Annotated in this window: 23 protein-coding genes; 11 read left to right on the top strand and 12 right to left on the bottom strand. The window is 43.2% G+C overall.

Annotated features, from left to right (window positions below; all coding sequences use genetic code 11):
• Nucleotide 1: 1 nt before the first annotated feature.
• Nucleotides 2–649 carry a DUF2796 domain-containing protein gene (locus IPL34_RS04090; RefSeq protein ID WP_296838101.1) on the bottom strand — a complete coding sequence of 216 codons (648 nt, stop codon included), beginning with the start codon at nucleotides 647–649 and terminating at the stop codon, nucleotides 2–4.
• 67 nt (nucleotides 650–716) lie between these two features.
• A complete protein-coding gene (locus tag IPL34_RS04085; RefSeq protein ID WP_296838098.1) occupies nucleotides 717–1,151 on the bottom strand; it encodes a transcriptional repressor in 435 nt (144 codons plus the stop codon).
• Between the two features lie 145 nt (nucleotides 1,152–1,296).
• Between IPL34_RS04085 and ung the strand changes: the two genes are divergently transcribed.
• Genes ung through IPL34_RS04065 form a run of 4 tightly spaced genes read left to right on the top strand, consistent with a single transcriptional unit; the run spans nucleotide 1,297 to nucleotide 5,838 of the window.
• Nucleotides 1,297–1,977 (top strand): uracil-DNA glycosylase, encoded by a 681-nt coding sequence (ung, locus tag IPL34_RS04080; RefSeq protein ID WP_296838095.1) that lies wholly within the window; start codon nucleotides 1,297–1,299, stop codon nucleotides 1,975–1,977.
• 16 nt (nucleotides 1,978–1,993) lie between these two features.
• Nucleotides 1,994–2,776: an NRDE family protein gene (locus tag IPL34_RS04075; RefSeq protein WP_296838092.1), complete on the top strand. Its 783-nt coding sequence runs from the start codon at nucleotides 1,994–1,996 to the stop codon at nucleotides 2,774–2,776.
• Nucleotides 2,777–2,809: 33 nt separating this feature from the next.
• A complete protein-coding gene (locus IPL34_RS04070) occupies nucleotides 2,810–4,990 on the top strand; it encodes a patatin-like phospholipase family protein (protein WP_296838089.1) in 2,181 nt (726 codons plus the stop codon).
• A gap of 41 nt (nucleotides 4,991–5,031) precedes the next feature.
• On the top strand, nucleotides 5,032–5,838 hold the full coding sequence (locus IPL34_RS04065; protein ID WP_296838087.1) for a TatD family hydrolase: 807 nt from the start codon (nucleotides 5,032–5,034) through the stop codon (nucleotides 5,836–5,838).
• Here IPL34_RS04065 and IPL34_RS04060 read toward each other — a convergent pair whose 3' ends face one another.
• Nucleotides 5,839–6,237 carry a DUF779 domain-containing protein gene (locus tag IPL34_RS04060; protein WP_296838084.1) on the bottom strand — a complete coding sequence of 133 codons (399 nt, stop codon included), beginning with the start codon at nucleotides 6,235–6,237 and terminating at the stop codon, nucleotides 5,839–5,841. It lies immediately after the preceding gene.
• Nucleotides 6,238–6,334: 97 nt separating this feature from the next.
• Nucleotides 6,335–7,855, bottom strand: a complete 1,521-nt coding sequence (adh, locus tag IPL34_RS04055) for an aldehyde dehydrogenase (protein ID WP_296838081.1) — start codon at nucleotides 7,853–7,855, stop codon at nucleotides 6,335–6,337.
• Between the two features lie 110 nt (nucleotides 7,856–7,965).
• Between adh and IPL34_RS04050 the strand changes: the two genes are divergently transcribed.
• Nucleotides 7,966–9,132 carry a transcriptional regulator gene (locus tag IPL34_RS04050; RefSeq protein ID WP_296838078.1) on the top strand — a complete coding sequence of 389 codons (1,167 nt, stop codon included), beginning with the start codon at nucleotides 7,966–7,968 and terminating at the stop codon, nucleotides 9,130–9,132.
• A 5-nt stretch (nucleotides 9,133–9,137) separates the two neighbouring features.
• Here the strand turns inward: IPL34_RS04050 and IPL34_RS04045 are convergent, their stop codons facing one another.
• The 3 genes from IPL34_RS04045 to IPL34_RS04035 form a co-directional block, all read right to left on the bottom strand.
• Complete coding sequence (locus tag IPL34_RS04045) at nucleotides 9,138–9,434, bottom strand: hypothetical protein (RefSeq protein ID WP_296838075.1); 297 nt, start codon at nucleotides 9,432–9,434, stop codon at nucleotides 9,138–9,140.
• Nucleotides 9,435–9,478: 44 nt separating this feature from the next.
• On the bottom strand, nucleotides 9,479–10,864 hold the full coding sequence (locus tag IPL34_RS04040) for a nicotinate phosphoribosyltransferase (RefSeq protein WP_296838072.1): 1,386 nt from the start codon (nucleotides 10,862–10,864) through the stop codon (nucleotides 9,479–9,481).
• 80 nt (nucleotides 10,865–10,944) lie between these two features.
• On the bottom strand, nucleotides 10,945–11,997 hold the full coding sequence (locus IPL34_RS04035) for a bifunctional nicotinamide-nucleotide adenylyltransferase/Nudix hydroxylase (RefSeq protein WP_296838069.1): 1,053 nt from the start codon (nucleotides 11,995–11,997) through the stop codon (nucleotides 10,945–10,947).
• A 146-nt stretch (nucleotides 11,998–12,143) separates the two neighbouring features.
• On the opposite strand from IPL34_RS04035, the gene lpxL reads away from it, so the two are divergent.
• The 4 genes from lpxL to IPL34_RS04015 all read left to right on the top strand — a co-directional run bounded on the left by lpxL (nucleotide 12,144) and on the right by IPL34_RS04015 (nucleotide 14,724).
• Nucleotides 12,144–13,064 (top strand): LpxL/LpxP family Kdo(2)-lipid IV(A) lauroyl/palmitoleoyl acyltransferase, encoded by a 921-nt coding sequence (gene lpxL / locus IPL34_RS04030; protein WP_296838065.1) that lies wholly within the window; start codon nucleotides 12,144–12,146, stop codon nucleotides 13,062–13,064.
• Nucleotides 13,065–13,135: 71 nt separating this feature from the next.
• Complete coding sequence (locus tag IPL34_RS04025; protein WP_296838062.1) at nucleotides 13,136–13,624, top strand: peptidylprolyl isomerase; 489 nt, start codon at nucleotides 13,136–13,138, stop codon at nucleotides 13,622–13,624.
• Nucleotides 13,625–13,782: 158 nt separating this feature from the next.
• Entirely contained in the window at nucleotides 13,783–14,214 is a 432-nt protein-coding gene (locus IPL34_RS04020) for a hypothetical protein (protein ID WP_296838059.1), read from the top strand.
• A gap of 72 nt (nucleotides 14,215–14,286) precedes the next feature.
• The gene (locus IPL34_RS04015; protein ID WP_296838056.1) at nucleotides 14,287–14,724 is read left to right on the top strand and encodes a hypothetical protein; all 438 of its coding nucleotides are present in this window, start codon (nucleotides 14,287–14,289) and stop codon (nucleotides 14,722–14,724) included.
• 186 nt (nucleotides 14,725–14,910) lie between these two features.
• Here IPL34_RS04015 and IPL34_RS04010 read toward each other — a convergent pair whose 3' ends face one another.
• Together IPL34_RS04010 and IPL34_RS04005 are read right to left on the bottom strand one after the other, a co-directional pair.
• Nucleotides 14,911–15,243, bottom strand: coding sequence for a low molecular weight protein tyrosine phosphatase family protein (locus IPL34_RS04010; RefSeq protein WP_296838053.1), 333 nt, complete (start codon nucleotides 15,241–15,243; stop codon nucleotides 14,911–14,913).
• 9 nt (nucleotides 15,244–15,252) lie between these two features.
• Nucleotides 15,253–15,897 carry a DUF1131 family protein gene (locus IPL34_RS04005; RefSeq protein WP_296838048.1) on the bottom strand — a complete coding sequence of 215 codons (645 nt, stop codon included), beginning with the start codon at nucleotides 15,895–15,897 and terminating at the stop codon, nucleotides 15,253–15,255.
• A gap of 431 nt (nucleotides 15,898–16,328) precedes the next feature.
• On the opposite strand from IPL34_RS04005, the gene IPL34_RS04000 reads away from it, so the two are divergent.
• A complete protein-coding gene (locus IPL34_RS04000) occupies nucleotides 16,329–17,225 on the top strand; it encodes a 5'-3' exonuclease H3TH domain-containing protein (RefSeq protein ID WP_296838045.1) in 897 nt (298 codons plus the stop codon).
• A gap of 9 nt (nucleotides 17,226–17,234) precedes the next feature.
• Here the strand turns inward: IPL34_RS04000 and IPL34_RS03995 are convergent, their stop codons facing one another.
• Nucleotides 17,235–17,750 (bottom strand): DUF4143 domain-containing protein, encoded by a 516-nt coding sequence (locus tag IPL34_RS03995; protein WP_296838042.1) that lies wholly within the window; start codon nucleotides 17,748–17,750, stop codon nucleotides 17,235–17,237.
• 60 nt (nucleotides 17,751–17,810) lie between these two features.
• Nucleotides 17,811–18,404, bottom strand: a complete 594-nt coding sequence (locus IPL34_RS03990; RefSeq protein ID WP_296838041.1) for an AAA family ATPase — start codon at nucleotides 18,402–18,404, stop codon at nucleotides 17,811–17,813.
• Between the two features lie 276 nt (nucleotides 18,405–18,680).
• On the opposite strand from IPL34_RS03990, the gene IPL34_RS03985 reads away from it, so the two are divergent.
• Complete coding sequence (locus tag IPL34_RS03985) at nucleotides 18,681–19,391, top strand: NlpC/P60 family protein (protein WP_296838038.1); 711 nt, start codon at nucleotides 18,681–18,683, stop codon at nucleotides 19,389–19,391.
• 7 nt (nucleotides 19,392–19,398) lie between these two features.
• Here IPL34_RS03985 and IPL34_RS03980 read toward each other — a convergent pair whose 3' ends face one another.
• Complete coding sequence (locus tag IPL34_RS03980; RefSeq protein ID WP_296838035.1) at nucleotides 19,399–21,303, bottom strand: ATP-binding cassette domain-containing protein; 1,905 nt, start codon at nucleotides 21,301–21,303, stop codon at nucleotides 19,399–19,401.
• Nucleotides 21,304–21,325: the final 22 nt, after the last annotated feature.

Below are 21,325 nucleotides of genomic sequence, written 5' to 3'. Positions count from 1 at the left end.
GTTAAAAACTAATAGACTCATCTTGGGTCAGTTCACGGGCAGAAGCACCTTTTTCAGTGAGCCATTCTACTTGTAAATGCTCCAGACCTGTACCAAAAATACTAAAGAATTTAAGATCAGCATTAGCGAGTTGTTTAGCATTAGCACATTCATAATTCCAAGTCACGGCTAAATCATTATGTGTTTTTTGAGGCTCTTTGGTTTGCGCCTCTTTAGGTGCTGGATGGTAATTAGCATCTAAAAATAAAGTAGACGTTATTTCAGCATGGGTAAGTTTACAATTAGCATCCGCATTGAAACTTAATAGGGGTAAGCCCTGCTCTAAAGGTTCTTTAGCGGCTTTGAGTTTGGCACGTTCTTGCTCATTGCTAGGAGCGTGTTCAAAACCGACTATATTTGCCATAGGCGAATTAAAAACGGCTTCAATTTGATTACCATCAACGGCAATAGTTAATTGTGCAGTGCCATGCTCGTGTTTGCCATGTTGTTCGTGCTCATGTTCGTGCCCGTGCTCATCATGAGTGTCGTTCTTATGAGTCGACTCTGTTGCGGTTGTCGTCACGTTTGCTGCGGTAGCTGCTGGTAAAGGCGTATTGAGTAGCAGCGTACTAAGTAGCAGTAAGGCTAGTGGCGAACCAGAATAAGTCATAGTGATGATCCCTATAAAATGCGCGTAAAGTGGGACTATTCTAGAGGGGATAAGCTGATTTTTGCAACTAAATTGCATTACTATGCGTGCATTGAACGCACTGTCCGGTGAGAGTAATTTCTACCTGCTCTAACTTAAAACCCTCCGGTAAACTAAAGAGCAGCGCAGGTTGTATACGCTCTAAACAAAAAACTTGTTTACACTGGTTACAAGCAAAATGAGCATGAGGGTGATAAAGTTCGGCTTGGGCATTGTAACGCCAGATGCGATCAGTTCCTGCCACTTTATGTGCTAGCCCTTGTTCTACTAGCCAATCTAGTGTGCGATACAGTGTTACGCGGTCAGCCTCTAAACCGTATTGAGGTGCGAGTTGCTCTAATTCTAAATGGCTGATTGCCGTAGCCGATTGCAATAATAGCTCTAGCACTTTAACGCGCACTGGGGTGGCGCGTCCGCGACTTTGTTGGAGTAAATTAAGGGCTTGTTGCCTAGTATCGTTCATACATTACCATAGAACCTTGGTTGGTTTTTGCAATTATATTGCAAATAAAAGGATTAAGGCTAGCACTCTTCGTACTGGGTCTCGGTCGCCTCTAGACCCTTAGAGTGTTTTATACTGCCAGTTTTAGTTGCAAAGGCTGAATAGCATGATATTAGATCTCTCTACCCTGCACCCTACGTGGCAAAGTGCTTTAAGTGCTGAGCTGGATAAGCCCTATATGCAGGCATTAGAGGCGTTTTTAGTGGCTGAAGAAAAGCGCACTACACTATTACCTCCATACTCAGAGCGGTTTAATGCACTCAAGAGCACACCTTTAGATAAGGTCAAGGTAGTCATCTTAGGGCAAGATCCTTACCCGACCTTAGGTCATGCACACGGTTTATCTTTTTCAGTGCTACCCTCAGTAAAGCCTTTGCCCCGCTCTTTAATGAATATTTACAAAGAGTTAGAGAGTGATCTGGGGATTAATAATAAACATACCGGATACTTACAACCTTGGGCGGAGCAAGGGGTATTATTGCTCAATACCGTACTGAGTGTGGAAGAGGGCAAAGCAGGCAGTCATCAGAAAAAAGGCTGGGAGCTGTTTACCGATGCCATAATTAAAGCTGTCAATGAGCAGGTTCAGCCGATTGCTTTTGTACTCTGGGGTGCTCATGCGCAAAAGAAAGCCCTAATGATCGATAGTACTAGACATTTGATTTTAAAATCAGCCCACCCTTCACCGCTATCCGCTGCACAAGGCTTTTTTGGTAGTCGTCCTTTTTCACAAATTAATAGCTGGCTTAGCGTACAGGGGCGCGATGCGATAAACTGGCAGCTTTAAATCAAGGCTAGGTGCTATGTGTGTATTATTTATTGCTTGGCAAGTGCATCCCGATTATCCCCTGATTATTGCGGCCAATCGCGATGAATACTTTGAGCGTAGTACAGCACCCTTAGCGCATTGGGTTGATGAACCACTCTTAGCAGGGCGTGATTTAGCAGCGGGGGGTACTTGGTTTGGTTTGGGGCAAGGAGGACAAGTCGCGGGTCTGACTAATATTCGCCGTCCCGATTTGATCCAGCCCCATAAACGTAGTCGCGGTGAATTAGTAGTACGTTATTTAGCAGGTATGGAAGAGGACGCATTTCAGACTTGGCTGAGAACGGAAGCACAGCATTATAATCCGTTTAATTTATTGTTTGGTTCACTGACACAGTTATGGACTTTTAATAGTTTAAGTGCGCGGATTGAGCCATTGCAAGCGGGTTTTCATAGCATTAGTAATGGGGCTTTGGATGATATTTGGCCTAAAATGGCGCGGGGTACACAAGCTTTGCAACGCCATATCACTAGCTATGAGCACTTAACCGCTGCATCGTTATTGGATCTATTACGCGATACTCAACCCGCTCCCTATGAGCAATTACCCCAAACGGGAGTCGCCGCTGAGTATGAGTATTTGCTTTCGTCTATTTTTATTCCTCCCGCTACTTTTCCTCAGGGCTTATATGGCACGCGCTCTAGTACGGTTTTGCTTTATTCCCCTACACATTACCAGCTTATTGAGCAAAGTTATAATGAACAAGGCAAAGTAATAAATTATGTACAGTTTGCTGACTCGATCCGCTCTATAATTTAACTATTGCCCTTTTAACCCCATAGGTCGTGCTGTATGAAACGATGGATTATTTTAGTGTCGTCATTGGTTTTAAGTGTTAGCTTACAACAGGCCGAAGCACGTCCCAAAATTGGTTTAGTATTAGGGGGCGGGGGTGCAGCAGGTGTTTCACATATTGGGGTGATTAAGGTATTAGAAGAGCAAGGTATACCCATTGATGTGATTTCAGGTAATAGCATGGGCGCTATTATTGGTAGTCTATATGCCTCTGGCATGAGTATTGAAGAATTAGAAAAAACAGCACGTACTTTAGATTGGTTTAAATTGTTTAATGATGCGGGTTCTTATAACGATCAAACCTATCAGCAAAAACAAATTAGTACGGGCTTTTTTAGTGCTATTAATATGGGAGTCTCTAGGCGTGGAGTTAAATTACCCACAGGGCTGGTGGATGGACAAAATCTCATGTTTGAGTTGCGCCGTTTATTAGCACCCGTAGCCCATATTAATCAGTTTGACAAATTACCCATTCCCTTTAGAGCGGTAGCCACCGATATTCGGACTGGTGAAACAGTGGTATTAAAGCAGGGTAATTTAGCTACCGCAGTAAGGGCTAGTATGTCAATTCCGGGGCTATTTAATCCAGTAGAATTAAATGGACGCTTATTAGTAGATGGTTTGGTATCTAATAATGTACCTGTCGATGTAGCGCGTGCTATGGGAGCAGATATTGTGATTGTATCGCGTATCCCCCCCGGAAAAGAGCGCAGTTTAGATTCGGCTCTGGATATTAGCCTACAAACTATGGACTTATTAGTACGCAAAACCAGTGAAGAACAATTAAAAAGTTTAACTAAAAATGATATTTTAATTCAGCCGCCTATTGGTGATATTAATAGTTTGGATTTTCAACGAGTCAAAGAAACTATTCCCTTAGGTGAAAAAGGGGCGCGTGAGCAATTAGCGGCATTACAGCGCTTAGTGAGTTCTATAGGGCAAGCTCCTAAATCCAAAACTGCTTTACCTAAGCGTATTGGGGAAAAGTTGAAGATTGCCAATATCCATATGCAAAATGGCTCAGTATTAGAGGACAGTATTTTAAAGCGTGCTTTAGATATAAAGGTAGGCTCTACTATTACGAATGAGCAATTACAAGCAGCTTTAAATCGTGTCTATCGTTTAGGACAGTTTTCTTTAGTGGATTATGATTTGGAGCCTAAGGGGAATGGTCAGTATGATTTAACCGTATTAGCTAAAAAATCTGATCAGGGTAATCGTCGTTTAAATTTTGGTTTTTCACTGAGTGATGATTTTAATGGTGATACCGGTTATCAAGCGGGAGCACGCTTTATTAATAAGGGCTTGACCAGAAAGGGTACTGAATTAAGGAGTCGAGCCGTTATTGGTGATCAGATTTTAGGAGATATTGAGATTTTTCACCCCTTGCAAGATAAGAAAGAGACTTTTATTAATCCTAAAGTGTGGTATCAGGAAGGGGATATTAAGTTACTAGAGGATGGTAACCAAGTGGCTGAATTAAGAGCGAAAACTTTAGGCGCACGTATTGATGTTGGGCGCCAGTTAGGTCGAAATGCTGAGGCACGAGTAGGGCTATTTTATGAAAACTTAAAGCCTGATGTTAAAACGGGTAGTGTCACAATACCCATTGATTCGCTGAAAGCTGCCGGTTTAGAGTTTAATTATGCCTTTGATAGTTTTGATCAAATTGATTTTCCGACTACAGGTAAACGCATTAATGTCAATTTAAGAACCGGTTTAACTGCCCTAAATAGCGATGGTGGTTTCAATCGCCTTAAAATTGATGCCGAAAAAGCGTGGAAAGTATCTGAAAAGGGTCGCATATTAGCCACAGGGCGTATTGCTACGACCTCAAATAATGCTACTAAATTAGCAGAAGCTCAGGATACCTTACAAACGGGGCGTTTAGCTTTATCCGATAATACTAAGCTACAAGGTAATTATACTGTTGAGGGGTCAGTAGGCTATTTGCGCCAAATTAAAGAAATACCAAGGATTGCCAAAGTGCATGTGGGGGTCAGTATTGGGGCGGGACAAGTATGGCAAAAGCGTGAAGATATAGATTTAGGCGATTTAGACCCTTCAGTCTCTGTTTATGTAGGGACAACTACACCATTAGGACCAGCCTTTTTAGGTATACGTAAAACTAAAGGCTATGATAAGCAAGCATATTTTAATTTTGGGCGTAGTTTTTAACGATTATTTTTAGTATAAGTGCATATTGAAAGAAATTTATTATGTCAAAGAAACCAGCTATTCCAGTATTTAACCATCCTATTATCGAAACCCATTGCCATCTTGATTACCTTGATGCACAAGCATTAGAGCAGGCACTGCAAGCAGCTAAAGCGGTGAATGTGGAGCGTATTATTACCATTGGTGTTTCACCCGATAATTTAGATGTAGTGGTAAATATTGCTAGCCAATATAATGAGGTATGGGGCACTCAAGGCATTCATCCTCACGATGCTAAAGATTATAGTGCTGAGGTCGAGCAAAAAATTCGTACTAATACCCAGCAGGCTAAAATCCTTGCTATCGGTGAAATTGGCTTAGATTACCATTATGACTATTCAGATCGTACCCAACAACGGGAAGCATTTGAGAGTCAATTACAGATAGCCATTGATTTAAATAGGCCAGTGGTGATTCATACCCGTGAGGCGGATGAAGATACGGCTGCAATTTTAAAAAATTTCATCCCACAGATGAAACAGCGCGGAGTAATTCATAGTTTTACTTCGGGTCAAGCACTAGCAGAATACTGTTTAGGTGAGGGCTTTTGTTTAGGCTTTAATGGCATTAGTACGTTTAAACCAGCCGAAAATGTGCGGGACATTATTGCTTTAACGCCGATAGAGCAAATTTTATTTGAAACCGATGCACCCTATTTAACGCCAGTCCCTTATCGTGGTCAAACTAATGAGCCTAAATATTTGCCTTTTATTGCAGAAAAAGTGGCAACAGTGAAAGGCATAGCTATAGAAGAGCTATTACCACAGGTATGGAAAAATAGTATGGAATTATTTTGGCGTGCAGCTTAATTAATGCTGCATACCTTTTTTAACAGGGTGTTGCTCTAAATAGTCCCATTCGCTATCACTAAATAATCGAGAGCGAATTAAGAAACGTACCCCTTCAGGGCCTTCCAGAGAAAAACCGGCTCCCCGTCCTTTAACCACATCGAGGGTTAAATGGGTATGTTTCCAGTATTCAAATTGCGAAGCGCTCATATAAAACGGCTGATCTTCAACCCAACCTAGTAATACATCGGCATCACCAATCATAAATTCATTGCGTGCATAGCACATGGGTGCACTGCCATCGCAACAACCACCGGATTGATGAAACAATAAAGCACCGTGTATACCTTGGAGCTTGTGAATGAGTGCTGCGGCTTCGGGGGTGCACTCTACTCGTACTGGAGTATTGGTTTCAGTCATGATGTCCCTCGTTAAACCTAATGCTGCCAAACTTAAGCATAACTCAAGTTTGGCAGTAACGGCGACCTAGCCGCAAGGGACTAGGTTTAAGGTTGGCTTAGAAGAAGCCTAATTTGTTAGGGTTATAGCTGACTAACAAGTTTTTGGTTTGTTGATAGTGATCCAACATCATTCTGTGGTTTTCACGACCAATACCAGATTGCTTATAACCACCGAAGGCAGCATGAGCAGGATATAAGTGATAGCAGTTAGTCCATACGCGACCGGCTTTAATACCGCGACCCATACGGAACGCTGTATTCATATCACGACTCCATACACCAGCACCTAAACCGTATAAGGTGTCATTGGCAATGGCTAAAGCATCGGCTTGATCTTTGAAGGTGGTGACAGATACCACAGGGCCAAAGATCTCTTCTTGGAAGATGCGCATTTTGTTGTGACCTTTGAACACGGTGGGTTTAACGTAATAACCGTCACCTAGATCACCACCTTGTACATTGCGCTCACCACCAATCAATAGTTCAGCACCTTCTTGTTTACCAATATCAATGTAAGACAAGATTTTTTCTAATTGATCGTTAGAAGCTTGCGCACCAATCATAGTATTGGTATCGAGTGGATTACCTTGGGTAATAGCTGCCACACGTTGTAAGGCTCTTTCCATGAATTGATCATAGACTGATTCTTGAATCAGAGCGCGTGAAGGACAAGTACAGACTTCGCCTTGGTTTAACGCAAACAGCACGAAACCTTCAATCGCTTTATCAAAGAAGGCATCATCTTGTGCGGCTACGTCAGAGAAGAATACGTTCGGTGATTTACCGCCTAATTCTAAGGTGACAGGAATAATGTTTTGTGAAGCATATTGCATAATCAGGCGACCGGTAGTGGTTTCACCTGTGAATGCTACTTTAGCAATACGTGGGTTAGTCGCTAATGGCTTACCCGCTTCAATACCAAAACCATTGACGATATTCAGTACACCGGCTGGAACTAAGTCTTCAATTAATTCCATCAGGACTAAAATACTGGTTGGAGTTTGTTCAGCAGGTTTGAGGACTACGCAGTTACCTGCTGCTAAAGCAGGAGCTAATTTCCACGCAGCCATCAGGATGGGGAAGTTCCAAGGAATGATCTGACCTACAACCCCTAAAGGCTCATGGAAGTGATAAGCCATAGTATCGTGGTCGATTTCGCTAATGCCGCCTTCTTGGGCGCGAATGCAGCCTGCAAAATAACGGAAGTGATCAATCGCTAAGGGAATATCAGCCGCTAAGGTTTCACGTACTGGTTTACCATTGTCCCATGTTTCAGCAACGGCTAATTTTTCTAGATTTTGCTCTAAACGATCAGCAATTTTATTCAGCATATTGGCACGTTCAGTAGTGCTAGTTGCACCCCAACGCTCAGCCGCTGCGTGCGCTGCATCTAAAGCTAATTCAATATCTTCAGCACTAGAGCGTGCTACTTGGCAGAAAGGCTTGCCCGTAACGGGGCTGGTATTGTCAAAATATTGACCTTTAACTGGTGCAACCCATTTCCCCCCAATAAAATTATCGTAACGGGCTTTAAAGTGAATAACCGCACCGTCTGTATTGGGATTATTATAAAGCATGACTTTTTCCTCTCTCTATGTTATGGGTTTATAACTCAACTCTCGGACGGCATAATAAGGCTGCAAGGGTTTGAAAAAGGTTTAAAAAAGGTTGGGAGGAGAACTAAGTTATGATCGGTTTAGCAACCAGTCCATTACTTAAGCAAAGACGTGACTTAACTGCGATGCAGTGGCAGCGCTTCGTTGGTAAAGAGTCGATTGATCTAGCAAAATTAAAAATTAATATTACGCAGTCGTGGCAACGCAGCCACCCTGTTAGGCATGCTAATTCTTATGCAGCGCCCTTAACAGATCCCTATGAAGCTCATTATCTATGGCATCAATCACCGATTCATCAAGCGGCTCAAAGCGAGCTAGGGCGCTTAATTGATATGGTGAGTGAGGGTGAGTTGGTTGCAGCGATTTCTGATCCTAGTGGACGCTTACTGTGGACGGCTTCCAGTCGAGCTATGCAAGAGCTAGCTGAAAGTGCCAATTTCGTAGTGGGGGGGCGTTGGAATGAAGATGCAGCAGGGACTAATGCAGTGGGTCTTTCGTTAGCACTGCGTGATTCGGTGACGGTATTTTCGACCGAACACATTATGCCCTGTGTGCATGATTGGGTGTGTTATGCCGCCCCGATTATTAATCCCTATACCCAAGAATTAGCGGGTGTACTCGATTTATCTGCGACTTGGGATAAATACACTCCCTTAGGTCAATCAGCCGTGACCGAGTTAGCACGAGCGATTGCCGGACGCTTACCGCGCCCTATGCCTAAAGCTGAGTTAGAGCTGTATCTATTGGGGCAACCTCGTGCGCTATTACATGGCAAGCCTATTCATTTATCGCTAAAGCAATTAGAGATATTAGCGTTATTGGCTTTAAATCCACGCGGGTTATCGTTAGATGCATTTCATGCAGCGCTTTATGGCGATAGTGCGACTACCACCAGTACTTTGAAGTCTGAATTATCGACTTTACGTCAATTATTAGGCGGGAAAATTAGCTCGCGTCCTTATCAATTAACGTTAGCGACTTGGACAGACTGTGGGGAGCTATGGTCGCAGTTACAACACAATAATACGGATCGGGCTTTTGAATTATACCAAGGTACTTTATTACCCGCGTCTAATTCACCTGAAATTGAGCAGTGGCGTTATTGTATTGAAGCGGTGATGGGCAAAGCACTCAATAACTGTAAAGACTCATCATTGTTATTAAAGCAATGCCAGTTATCTTCAGGAGAGGCGATACGTGAACGGTTTTTAGAACTCAGTGCTAGAAACTATTATTAGGATGATTAGGATATTTTCTGTTTTGCTACCCAGTTAAAATGATTCATTAAGGCAGTGTCGGCTAAGAGTGCATCCAATGTAGATAAATGTTTAGCTAAATACATTTCATCGTATAAATTATGGATACCTGTATGGCAAGTACGACACACCGCAATACCTGCATTCAGTTCTGCACGCGAATAATGTTTTTTAAACGCGGTGCGGCGATGCAGTTTGCGCGGAATCAGATGATGGAAGGTGAGATAAGTGTTACGTCCACAACAAAGGCAAGTCCCTATGTGCTCTTGACGTTTTAAACCCATACTGCACCTTCCTAGATAGGCTTCAAAGTTTTAAGAGTAAAGTATCAGAATAGTTTTTCACTACGCGCTCGAATCGTATCGAAAGATTCATCGATTAATAACTCTCCCTTTGCAAATACGGGGCGCAATAGATTCTCCTCGTCTTTTAAATCCTCGGCACGAATGGTTTTAATACCTGCTGGAGTCCGAATCACTGCTAAACGTCCGCGTTTTGAGTTTTTGCCGGGGTCAGTGATGGGCTGTTTATACACATCTTGCCATACTCCATTAATACGAATCGCCGAAGCTTTCATAGCAAAACTCAAAGTATCGCGATTAACTTTTTGTAGTAATCCAGCACCCATACCAAAAGCTACATTTTCAGTAGAAAATCCCGCTTGTTTAATACTCTCTAAAATCCCGCCAAGCGAATTTAAATCAATACCATCCCCTTGAATCACACGTACCGCAGGGTGCAAGACCTTAAAGCCTTTAGCATTAATCGAGCCGCCAAAATTAGCATATAAGCGTTCTAGTACCTCTGGTACAACTTGAGCAGGCTCACCCGAATCAGGGCGAATCACCACAGTACCACCACTCGCTAACACTTGTTCACGTAATTGCTGCCCCCAAATTTCACTCACAGCATGGTAAATATCGTAGGAGTCTGAAACAACCGCTACTAATGTTCCGGGTTTAGCAAAGTGTTGCACCATATTAGCGTAAGCATCCGCTTCACGTTCACGTCCCCAACTGGTAATGGTGGAATGCTCCGCCGCAGGAATAGAAAACCCTGCCATATCTGCGCCATAGTATTGACGTGCAGCGATTAGAGCTGACACGGTATCAGTGCCCATAAAATTCACTAAATGCGCCATACCACCGAGTGCGGCTGTTTCCAAGGAGGAAGCACCCCGTGCACCAAAGTCATGCAGTTTAAAGGGCAACTGAGGGGCTGGATCATCACAAGTTTGATTGAGGTAGTCGGCAATGATCTGTTTAACTTGCCATGACACGGTAGCGACCGTGGTCGGATACCAAATAGCCCGTAATAAGGCGGTTTCTAAATAAGAAGTTAGCCAAAAGAGTTGGGGATCAGTATTGTGAATTTGTAGCAAAGCATTCTTGGTGGGTACAACTGCGCCCTCAGGCAAGGCACTGATATGCAAAGGCAATAAGCCACCATAAGTATTAACAATATATTCCCATCCCGCCCGATTAAATGGCTCACCGTGTGCGCGTAATAGCGCTTCGGCCTGATCAATATCGGCGAGGGTAATGGGGCGCAATAGGTATTGTTTAATAAAGGCTTGTAAGCCGAAAAACAGTGCTTCAGTGAATTGTCCACCCCGCGCTTCTACATAGGAGGAAACAATTTCAGCGCCTTGAGGGTATTGCACGAAATGGCTGGTTTTGTAGCTATCGACATTAAGAATGAGATTGTTGAACATGGAAATCCTCCGGTTCAAGGGTTAAATAAACCGCCGTCTATCGGCAGTGTGTTGAGTGATATTAATAAGGCATGGGCTTATTAGCCTACTAACGCCGTAATAATATGATAATGGTCTTCAAAAAAATGTTCGGGGTTCAAAGTACTTAAAGGGACCCATTTAGCTGCTTGTGCATCATCACTCCCTTTGACCTTAGGTAGGCCTTGGGCATCCGGTTTTAATTCAATCAGATAAGCATGGGTAATAGTGCGTCCCCGCGAGGAGCGGTCGGGATGATCAAAGACTTGAGTTTTACTAATAGAGCCTTGTAACACGGGCGCGGGTATTTTAATGCGGGTTTCTTCACGCAACTCACGAATCACCGCATCGCGTAGGGTTTCATCTTGATTGACAAAGCCCCCCGGCAGTGCCCATAAGCCTTTGCCCGGACGTGCTCGGCGTTGAATCAGTAATACATGCCCCGCTTGAATCACTACCGCATCGACAGTGACAAAGGTTGGGGGATAGGGCGCATTAGCCCAGCCTTGTTGGTATTGGCGCACGAATTGCCATTCTTCGGCTACCTGTTGATAGTCTGCTGTAGTTTTAAATTGGGCTAGCTGTTGTTGTACTGAGGGGGGGAGTTGATCACTAATAACCCCTGTTAAAAAATATTGCTCACGGAGTGGGGTGGCGGATAAGCCATTTTGATAAGAAGGTACACTCACCGAATCCCACTGAGGAAATAAAGATAAATAGTAAGAGGTTTCATCTTTACTATGCCCAATTAAGCCAATATGCGGCGTACTATTTGCTTGAGTGTCTACCACACTTTGCACCGCTTGTTGTACCCTAGCGATCCAGTTTTGGTCGTTATACATATCATCTACGATAGGCAGAACATGTAAACGAGTTTGCACCTCAGCGGGAAAGGCACTACGAATAAAATGCTCGCGCTCAGTAAAACTCCAAGGATTACGAATACTGCGGGGTTGTTGGCTAGAGCCGACTAATACAATCACTTGTTGGGCTTGCTTAAGGGCGGCGTCAATGATTTGCCAATGACCTAAATGAAAAGGCTGAAAGCGCCCAATAAACACTAAAAAATCAAACGATTTGCTATTTACAGCAGGGCTGAGAGGGTCTGACATCATTCAGTAAACTCCTTACTGAGGTAATGATATAGTTTGGTCTATCCAAACAGTGTGTTTAGTACAGCAAACACGCTATTTTTTGTCAATAACTCCTGAAAAGGTGGGGTTAGACCTAAGCTATAGGGTAATTTTCAGTAGTGAGTCGCATGGTAAAGAGAGAGCAGGGACAAAAAATATCAGGTAAACAATTTTTGCACCCGCGTTATTGGCTAACTTGGTTGGGGCTAGGTGTGTTATGGCTGATAGTAAAGCTACCGTGGTCATTCCAAATGGCACTCGGTAAAGCATTAGGGTGGCTGATGTATGTTTTATTAGCCAAACGACGCCAGATTTGTCAGGTCAATATTCAGTTAGCTTTTCCAGAACTCAGCGCTCTACAACAGCAGCAGTTAGTGAAAGCGCATTTTATCTCACTAGGTCAGGGGCTATTAGAAACGGCTCTCAGTTGGTGGGGAAATAGTGAGCGCTTACAGCAACAGACTGTAATTGAGGGGCTAGAGCACCTGCAACAAGCTCAGCAACAAGGGGGCGTGGTATTACTGAGTGCGCATTTTACCAGTTTAGAATTAGGGGGGCGCTTATTAGCACAGTTTATCCCTCTGTATGTGGTTTATCGCCCGCATCAAAATCCAGTGATTGAGTGGCGCGTGGCTAGATTACGCGCTAAACGCTATGGTAAAGCGATAGCGCGGGATGATATTCGTGAGATGTTGCGCAGTTTGCAACAGGGTAATGTGGTGTGGTATGCCCAAGATCAGAACTTTGGTCATAAAAATAGTGTATTTGCGCCATTTTTTAATATACAAGCAGCCACTAATACTGCTACAAGTCGGATTAGTCGCTTGGGCAAAGCCAGTGTAGTACCCTTCTTTACGGTACGTACTGCGAGCGGATATAAGTTGCAGTTTTATCCTGCATTGGAAAATTTTCCCAGCGCTGACGTTTTGAATGATACCATTCAAATCAATCAGGTGATCGAGAGCCAAGTGCGTTGGTATCCTGCACAATATCTTTGGACGCATCGGCGCTTTAAGGATCGACCTGAGGGTGGGAACCGTTATGAGTGACCAATAAAAACAGTTGCTTAGTGGCTAAGTATCAAGATGAGACAACTGTCGTTTTAATTTAAGGATTAATGATGTCAATTACCCAAAATAAAGTAGTGTCCATGAGCTATGTGCTCAAAAATAATGAAGGGCAAGTATTAGACCAAGCCGATGAGCAACAACCCTTTATGTATTTGCACGGTAGCCAAAATATTATTCCCACCCTAGAAGCAGCGTTAAGCGGTAAAAATGTGGGTGATACCTTACAAGTCAGTATTCCAGCAGAGCAAGCCTATGGTGAGCATAGTCAAGAATTAGTGCAACCCGTTCCACGCGCTGCTTTTGCGGGTGTACCTGCTGAGCATTTAGTCGTGGGGGCACATCTACAAGCTCAAACAGATGAGGGCGTGCGTGTAGTAACTATTGCAGCCGTAGATGATCAAAATATTACTGTAGACGGGAATCACCCTATGGCAGGTATTGATTTGAATTTTAATGTAAAAGTAGTGGCCATCCGTGATGCGTCTCCAGAGGAGATTGCACATGGTCATGTTCATACCCCAGGCATGCACGCCCACTAAGTTCTTTGCTCGGTACTCTCTATCATGGTGGAGAGTACTTAAACTCAATAGTTTTATTTTAAGTACGGCTAGGCGTGAGCTTTTAGTGAGTCTTAGCTGGTTTAGCTTTGTTATTTTTATTGTTTTGTGACTCAGTATGCTTTGATAAGGATGTATCGATGAGGAAAGTTAACACCCTGTTATCCCGTTTAGCTTTAGCTACCTTAGCTTTACCTATTGCAGGTCAGGTAATGGCGGAGGATTGCAGTACTTCGTTTTATTGTTATGGCAATCATGTAGGGTTTGCGCATATTAATGTAGTGGTGAGCGAGGATTCAGGTGCTACCAACGTAGTACCTACTCCACGTCCAGTAGCGAGTCCTACCCCTACGGCTGTGCCTAATCGCCCTTTAACCACCCCCATTCGTGCAAATAATCAACAAAATAATGCTACCTGTGTTTCTCAATATAATGCAGAATTAGCTAAAGCCGCTAAACTAGACACATTAGCTCGTGCTCAAGCGCAGCGTGGTCAAGAAGAGCAAGCGCGACGCTTATTTAATACCGCTGCTCAGATACGCGCTAATGCTATGCGTATGAATTGCCGCTGAGAGACTAGAGTGCTTTATCTTTGCTAGGGGAGTTAATTGCTATTCGTTTAGTATTTAAGTCGGGAGCAAAGCATGGATACAGAATATTATTCGGCTAGTGTAATTTGGAAACAATTAACTACACTGCTGCAAGAAAAGCAATCGGGTACATTTTTTATTGCGACCGCTGACAATGCCTCTGGGCGGTTCGCGCTCGTCGAGGGACGGATAACCCATTGTGCCTATCAACGCTATCATGGTGAAGCAGCCGCTCAGGCTTTAGTGCAATTAGCCTTAGGACGCTGCTCCTTTATGCCGAGTCAAGCCTATCCTTTCCGTGAGCGCGATAGTGTGGATCATTTACATGCTATTCAATTACTGAATCTTATTCCAGCGCCCCCTAGTCGCTTAGCGTCCCCTAGTCCGATTATGCCACCGATATTAGATACCCCAGTACCAGTGGTATCGAATCAAGGTAAGGCTATAGTAAATAATCGTTATTATCGTGGTTACGTGCCGGTTGAGGAGTAGCACTTATTTTAAGCACTACTTAGACACCATCATGATGAGGAAGCGCTTTAGACCTTAATGCTGAATTATTTAGGCTGAATTAAGTCCCATAGGTTGCCGTATAAGTCTTTGAATACTGACACTATCCCATAAGGTTCATGCCTATAAAGCCAGTTGTTGTTTCATATTAACTAATCGCTCTCAATGTTATAGCAGCGGAGGCAAAAAGGGCGGGACTTTTTGGTGGAGAATTCTAATCAATGCCTCATCCATATAGTCATACTCATCGGGGATATTTAAGCAAATAATTTTTTGATGCTGCAAATAGGATTTAAAACGCTTAGATAATTTGTTGCGGTGCGCCTTTTCCATAACAAAAATGAGATCAGCCCACGCTAATAGCTCAGGAGAAACTGGAGTTTCAGCACTACTATTCAAGCCCGCCGAGCTAGTTTCTATACCAACCCAATCGGCAAATACATGCTCTGCTGTAGGACTACGCAGTTTATTTTGGCTACAAATAAAGAGTACGTGTAGCAATATTACCCCTTAGTTAGCAGGTTCTGGAAAAGCCGGAACGGGTGGAGTGCTCGCTGTTTGTAAGGGCGGCTTCCAAATGAAGGACTCAATCTGCCAATTCGCCAGCACGGGTAAAGGTGGCAAATTATTATTAGGGCCATCCCATGTGCCACTGAATAAATACAAAATATTACCAGTATTAGGGGCACGACAGAGTACTTTGCCAGCTAAATCCTCCATACCGGGGACGCAATCCTCTATTTTATCCGCAGGATAAATGTCGACAAATTTAGTCCCAATCTTATGCTCTAGTCGATTACCGATATAGTTGTCATGCACAATCACAGAAAAAACCTTACTGTGTTCGTGGTCTGGATTGATGGTGAGTAGTGGCTTAGTGCGTTGTTTAATGGTAATGACCGGATATTTATCCCCTTCAATAAAGTTGGTTTCTTCGGTGACATTTAAGCCCTGAAAGGCATCACCAATTAAACGTAAATTAAAGGGGGTAGCGGCATTAATCGGTCCTACTCCATCTTGAGATAGATAGTGAATAGGGTTGGTTGGTTGAGGCTGATGCAGCGAGGCATCACTATCATTGCAACCCGATAAGCTTCCAGCACTTAAGGCACTGACTACTAGGGGTAGTAGCCATGCTTTCCAATCATGTTTCATACAGCATCCCTCCGCAACACTAGGCGCGGTACTTAAATCGGTATTGAGTCTGTAACACACAGATTACTCACTGAATCCTTTCAGTTTACTCCAGTTTTATTGGATAACAAGGCATCAAAAATAACCGTTTATCAGAAAATAACGACCTAAACCGTGATAAATTCCGCAATCTTATCCAAATGAAACTATAACTTAGGTTAGGCAATGCGTTGATAATTTTCGCGGTTTCACTACGAAAATCACTTAACACCCTACTCAACGCATCGCTAACATTCCCAATGCCCGTAAAGTAAGGTCTATCGCCGGAATATAACAATAAGCTCAGCCATAACACCAACAGCGGATGCTCCCATGCCAAAGGCTCGAAAGGTGCTAGACTACTATAATTAACCCGCCAGACTTGTTCTGGCGGTTTTGTTATACTGAGAGCTATGTTAAATCCCTCTACTCCTCCCACGCAAGCCGTTTGGTTAGTGGATACCAGTATCTATGTTTATCGCGCTTGGCATACCAAAGAACTACCGCTCTTAGATCAACAGGGACACCCTATTAATGCAGTACGTGGTTTTTTGCGTTGGCTTTATGCTTTTTTACACGAAAATCAACCTACGCAAATAGCTTTTGCCTTTGACGAGGCGCAGATTCACAGTATTAGGCGTAACCTATCCCCAAGCTATAAAGCGCAGCGCAAACCTGTACCGGATGAGCTGAAATATCAATTTCAGTTATGCCGCGAGTTTTTAACCGCTTTAGGATTAGTGACTTACTCTAGCCCACAATTTGAGGCGGATGACATTATTGGCACTTGGGTACAACAGCAAGACGCGCATACTCCGTGCCATATTATTAGTGGCGATAAGGACTTAATGCAGTTGGTACGTGATATTGATGTATGGTGGGATTACGGTAAACGCCCGCCCTTGAATGAGGGTAAGATTAAAAAAGCTACTGGAGTCTGGCCTAAACAAATCCCTGATCAATTAGCCCTTGCAGGTGATGCGGCAGATAATATTAAAGGCATTGATGGTATTGGTTTAGCGAGTGCGGCTAAGATTTTGCATAAGTTTACCTCGATTGAAGTGCTATTCATGCGTTTGCCCGAAATGGCTCAACTTAAACATTTACGCTATGCCAAGCTACTGCAAGAGCGTATTGGTCAACAAGAAGCACCGCTTAGACTCAATAAGCAATTGACTAAAATCTGCTGCGATGTGCCCAACGTACCACAAGATTTAAAGCGGAAAGCTACTGACTTAGAGACATTGAGTCTATTAGGCGAACAATTAGGTTTGAGTAGTGAACAATTAGCACTATGGGCAAAGGTTTAATAACTCAATCTAGTTAGCCTGCTCTAGTAACTCTACTAAGAGCCGCAAGCCTATTACCTCTACTCCTTCACCTATGGGGTAGCGTTCATGACCACCTTGTACCACAAAACGTTGTTGGGGATTAATGTCTGCACAAGCGTTATAAAATCCTTGGCGCGGTTTGGCGCTACTAGAGCGCTTTATTTCAATAGCCCAAATACCTTGTTGGGGAAGCTGAATAATTAAATCTATTTCTGCACCTGAACTAGAGCGATAAAACCCTGCGGTACTAGAGGATGGAGCCGCATTTAATAGATTTTCAATTACAAAACCTTCCCAACTGCCTCCTACTACGGGATGACCTAATAGCATGTCAAAATCACTGATATTGAGTAATGCATGCAGTAGACCACTATCCCTAATATAAACTTTCGGTGATTTGACCAGACGCTTACCTAGGTTACTGTGCCAAGGTAATAGGCGGCGCACCAATAGTAAATCCACCAATAAATCAAGGTAGCGATTGACCGTTTTAGTATCCAGCATCAGGTTATTACCTAGCTGAGAGACGTTGAGTAACGCACCTTGATTATGCGCTAGCATCATCTATAAGCGGCGCAAGGTTTCAGCAGGTAGACGAGCACCATACGAGGGAATATCACGCTCTAAATAGGTACTGATTAAATTTTGCCGCCAAATCAGGCTTTGTTTATCTTGTGTTGCCAAAAAGCTATCAGGAAAGCCGCCTCGCACCCAAAGGCGCTCTTGCTGTTCCCAAGGTAATTCAAGCGCTTGAAAAGGAGGTAACTCTAAATAGGCAATGCGTCCAGCGAGGCTTTCTCCTGATTGACGCAGTAGGTCACCTGAAGCCGAGCCTAAGAGTAAAAAGCGTGCGGTTTTGAATCCTTTGCGTCGCCCGCGATCAATGAGGCTGCGTAAGGGTTGAAAGATTTCTGGTAAGCGCGGAACTTCATCGAGAATGACTAATCGATTTTCGTATTGACTCAGATAGGCTTCGGGATCAGTAAGCTTTTGTCTATCGTGGTAGCTTTCGAGGTCTAGATACAAACAGTCAGGAAAGGAGTCTGTTAGGCTTTGTGCCAAGGTGGTTTTACCTGCTTGACGTGCGCCTAGTAGCGCCACAGCGGGAAACTGATGTAAGTAGTCGATCAGAATAGTGTGTAGTTTACGTGCTATCATCCTGCAAATTATACAGTATAATCCCTAATTTGCATGGTTTTTATAGCTAATAACCTCTAAACATAGGTTATAGATCAGGTAAGAGAATAAGATATAAGATACAAAAAATCGATTTTAGCTAATTCATCAGTGTCTGAAATTCACACAGCACAGGGGCAATTTCTCAACTATCGGTCATCACTTGAGCAAGGGACTCCTAGAAGTACTACAACAGAGTACTTGAGCTTCTCTCTAAATCTGCCTAAAGTACTTTACAAACAGCCACTACTTATAATTATGTCAAAATATATAGTACTTGCCTTTACCACACTTTGTTTAATCACAGTACTCGGCATCACTTATTATCCCGTCAATAATACCCTACTCAAACTTGCTCTGATTGCTAGCTTAATAGGGTTATGGCTAGGAGTACTTTATTTAGGTTGGTATAAAAGAATGTTACGTTTTTTGATAGTAATGCTACCTATTTTATTAGCTATACCTATATTTCTGCCCAGCAAAAATATTAATCCTGATCAATTAAGGCAAAGCTACTTGGACCATATGCTGGCTTTACAAAACACTCCCTATTATTGGGGTGGTGAAAATATGCGTGGGATTGATTGTTCTGGTTTGCCACGTCGAGCACTGCGAGAGGCGCTCTTAAGTGAGGGGATTGAGCACGCTAATGGTCAAGCCTTTCGTAGCTATATTGATCAGTGGTGGCATGACACCAGCGCTAAAGCTATGAGTCAAGGCTACCGTAATTATACTCAACCTATTGGTACAACAGGTACTATTCAAACGATGGCCTATAGTGCTTTGATAGCGGGTGATTTAGCAGTAACCGCTAATGGTGTACACGTTATGGTATATCTAGGCAATAACCAATGGATTCAGGCTGATCCTAATGCTAAAAAAGTTCACGTACAAAATGGGCGCACCGATACTAATTACTGGTTTAATGTTCCGGTGACTACCCATCGTTGGCAAATCTTAGCGAAATAGCTCTAGACTAATCCTCTGCCTGAGCAATTTCATACTCCTCTAAGACCTCCATCCATTCCATTTCCACATTTTCTAATTCAGCATCGATATTAGCTTTATCAAGTAATACTTGTTTTAGTAATTCCTTTTTAGCCTCAGCATATAAATCACTATCCCCTAATTGAGTTTCTAATTGGGATTTCTTTTGCTGAAGCGTTGCCATCTGTTTTTCTAATTTATCGACTTTATTTTTTAGCGGCTGTAAACGCTTGCGTTTTTCGGCTGATTCACGACGTTGATCTTTACGAGCTGCACTCGATTGAGCATTAATAACTGGAGTATTGGCTAAAGGATTACTTTCTAACTCCTCCTGCTTAAAACGATTTTGTAACCAAACCGCATAATCTTCTAAATCGCCCTCAAACTCAGTCGCCTTTCCACTATCCACTAAAATTAATTTATCAGTGACAGTTTTCAGCATATGGCAATCATGCGATACAATCACCATTGCTCCCGCAAAGGCTTGCAATGCCATACTTAATGCTAAACGCATTTCTAAATCGAGATGGTTGGTCGGCTCATCGAGGAGTAATAAATTTGGGCGTTGATAGATTAATAAAGCTAGGGCTAAACGCGCTTTTTCGCCACCTGAAAACGGTGCAACCGCTTCCTCTACTCGTGCCCCATGAAACGCAAAACCGCCTAAGTAATTACGTAAATCTTGTTCTCGCGCTTGTTTATCTAAATTGCGTAAATGTTGCAAAGGTGATTCATTGGGATTTAATTGCTCTAATTGATGCTGAGCAAAATAGCCAATTTTTAAATCTTGTGCTTGCCAATAAATACCACCTTGCTCCTTTAATTTACCTGCCAGAAATTTAATTAAAGTTGATTTACCCGCACCATTGGGACCAATTAAACCAATACGATCACTGGGTAAGATTTGTAATTCAACCTGATTAATAATGCGTTTTTCACCGTAACCTAAATTGACCTCTTTAATATGTAAAAGGCGATCTGGTAATTTTTCTGGCTCGCGGAAACTAAAATTAAAGGGCGAATCCACATGAGCGGGGGCTATAGCCTCCATACGCTCTAGGGCTTTTAGACGACTTTGGGCTTGACGGGCTTTGGTGGCTTGAGCACGAAAACGGTCGACATAGCTTTGAATATGCTCGCGCTCACGTTTTTGCTTTTCATAGGCGGATTGTTGTTGGGCCAAACGTTCGGCACGGGTGATTTCAAAGGTGGAATAATTGCCTGTATAGAGCGTTAAGCGTCCCTGTTCGATATGAGCAATTTGGGTACAAATATCATCCAAAAACTCGCGGTCATGAGAAATGAGAATGAGTGTACCGCGATAGCTTTTGAGCCATTCTTGCAGCCAAATCACTGCATCTAGATCGAGATGGTTGGTAGGTTCATCGAGTAGCAATAGATCGGAGCGACACATAAGGGCTTGCGCTAAATTTAAACGCATGCGCCAACCACCGGAAAAACTACTCACTGGATTGCGAATTTCAGCAGGCTTAAAACCCAAACCATGCAATAGGGTTGCCGCTCGACTTTCAATGGTATAGCCATCAATCGCGTCTAGTTTAGCGTGTAACTCACCGAGACGCACACCTTCAGCATGGTCTAGCTCCTTTTTAAGCGTCACATATTCGGCATCCCCTTCCAGCGCATAATCGAGTGCTGATTGGGAGCTAGAAGGGGTTTCTTGTTTAACATGCGCTAATATCCAGTTAGGCGGACGGCTAAAATTGCCACTATCTGCACCGATTTCACCCCGAATCAATGAGATTAGCGTAGATTTACCCGTTCCATTCGCACCCGTAAGCCCCACACGCTGTCCGGGGTGGATACTGAAGGTGGTTTGAGTGAGTAGTTCTTTACTGCCACGACGCAGGCTTAAATCGGAAAACACTAACATAAGGCATACTAAGTGAAAGCTA

This window comes from Thiofilum sp., from assembly GCF_016711335.1.
GTDB lineage: Bacteria > Pseudomonadota > Gammaproteobacteria > Thiotrichales > Thiotrichaceae > Thiofilum.
This window is presented reverse-complemented; position numbering and strand designations above follow the sequence as displayed.

Excerpts from the sequence above, each read along its gene's own strand:
- IPL34_RS04090 (WP_296838101.1), bottom strand. The coding sequence starts at position 649 with ATGACTTATTCTGGTTCGCCACTAGCCTTACTGCTACTTAGTACGCTG.
- IPL34_RS04085 (WP_296838098.1), bottom strand. The coding sequence starts at position 1,151 with ATGAACGATACTAGGCAACAAGCCCTTAATTTACTCCAACAAAGTCGC.
- ung (WP_296838095.1), top strand. The coding sequence starts at position 1,297 with ATGATATTAGATCTCTCTACCCTGCACCCTACGTGGCAAAGTGCTTTA.
- IPL34_RS04075 (WP_296838092.1), top strand. The coding sequence starts at position 1,994 with ATGTGTGTATTATTTATTGCTTGGCAAGTGCATCCCGATTATCCCCTG.
- IPL34_RS04070 (WP_296838089.1), top strand. The coding sequence starts at position 2,810 with ATGAAACGATGGATTATTTTAGTGTCGTCATTGGTTTTAAGTGTTAGC.
- IPL34_RS04065 (WP_296838087.1), top strand. The coding sequence starts at position 5,032 with ATGTCAAAGAAACCAGCTATTCCAGTATTTAACCATCCTATTATCGAA.
- IPL34_RS04060 (WP_296838084.1), bottom strand. The coding sequence starts at position 6,237 with ATGACTGAAACCAATACTCCAGTACGAGTAGAGTGCACCCCCGAAGCC.
- adh (WP_296838081.1), bottom strand. The coding sequence starts at position 7,855 with ATGCTTTATAATAATCCCAATACAGACGGTGCGGTTATTCACTTTAAA.
- IPL34_RS04050 (WP_296838078.1), top strand. The coding sequence starts at position 7,966 with ATGATCGGTTTAGCAACCAGTCCATTACTTAAGCAAAGACGTGACTTA.
- IPL34_RS04045 (WP_296838075.1), bottom strand. The coding sequence starts at position 9,434 with ATGGGTTTAAAACGTCAAGAGCACATAGGGACTTGCCTTTGTTGTGGA.
- IPL34_RS04040 (WP_296838072.1), bottom strand. The coding sequence starts at position 10,864 with ATGTTCAACAATCTCATTCTTAATGTCGATAGCTACAAAACCAGCCAT.
- IPL34_RS04035 (WP_296838069.1), bottom strand. The coding sequence starts at position 11,997 with ATGATGTCAGACCCTCTCAGCCCTGCTGTAAATAGCAAATCGTTTGAT.
- lpxL (WP_296838065.1), top strand. The coding sequence starts at position 12,144 with ATGGTAAAGAGAGAGCAGGGACAAAAAATATCAGGTAAACAATTTTTG.
- IPL34_RS04025 (WP_296838062.1), top strand. The coding sequence starts at position 13,136 with ATGTCAATTACCCAAAATAAAGTAGTGTCCATGAGCTATGTGCTCAAA.
- IPL34_RS04020 (WP_296838059.1), top strand. The coding sequence starts at position 13,783 with ATGAGGAAAGTTAACACCCTGTTATCCCGTTTAGCTTTAGCTACCTTA.
- IPL34_RS04015 (WP_296838056.1), top strand. The coding sequence starts at position 14,287 with ATGGATACAGAATATTATTCGGCTAGTGTAATTTGGAAACAATTAACT.
- IPL34_RS04005 (WP_296838048.1), bottom strand. The coding sequence starts at position 15,897 with ATGAAACATGATTGGAAAGCATGGCTACTACCCCTAGTAGTCAGTGCC.
- IPL34_RS04000 (WP_296838045.1), top strand. The coding sequence starts at position 16,329 with ATGTTAAATCCCTCTACTCCTCCCACGCAAGCCGTTTGGTTAGTGGAT.
- IPL34_RS03995 (WP_296838042.1), bottom strand. The coding sequence starts at position 17,750 with ATGCTGGATACTAAAACGGTCAATCGCTACCTTGATTTATTGGTGGAT.
- IPL34_RS03990 (WP_296838041.1), bottom strand. The coding sequence starts at position 18,404 with ATGATAGCACGTAAACTACACACTATTCTGATCGACTACTTACATCAG.
- IPL34_RS03985 (WP_296838038.1), top strand. The coding sequence starts at position 18,681 with ATGTCAAAATATATAGTACTTGCCTTTACCACACTTTGTTTAATCACA.
- IPL34_RS03980 (WP_296838035.1), bottom strand. The coding sequence starts at position 21,303 with ATGTTAGTGTTTTCCGATTTAAGCCTGCGTCGTGGCAGTAAAGAACTA.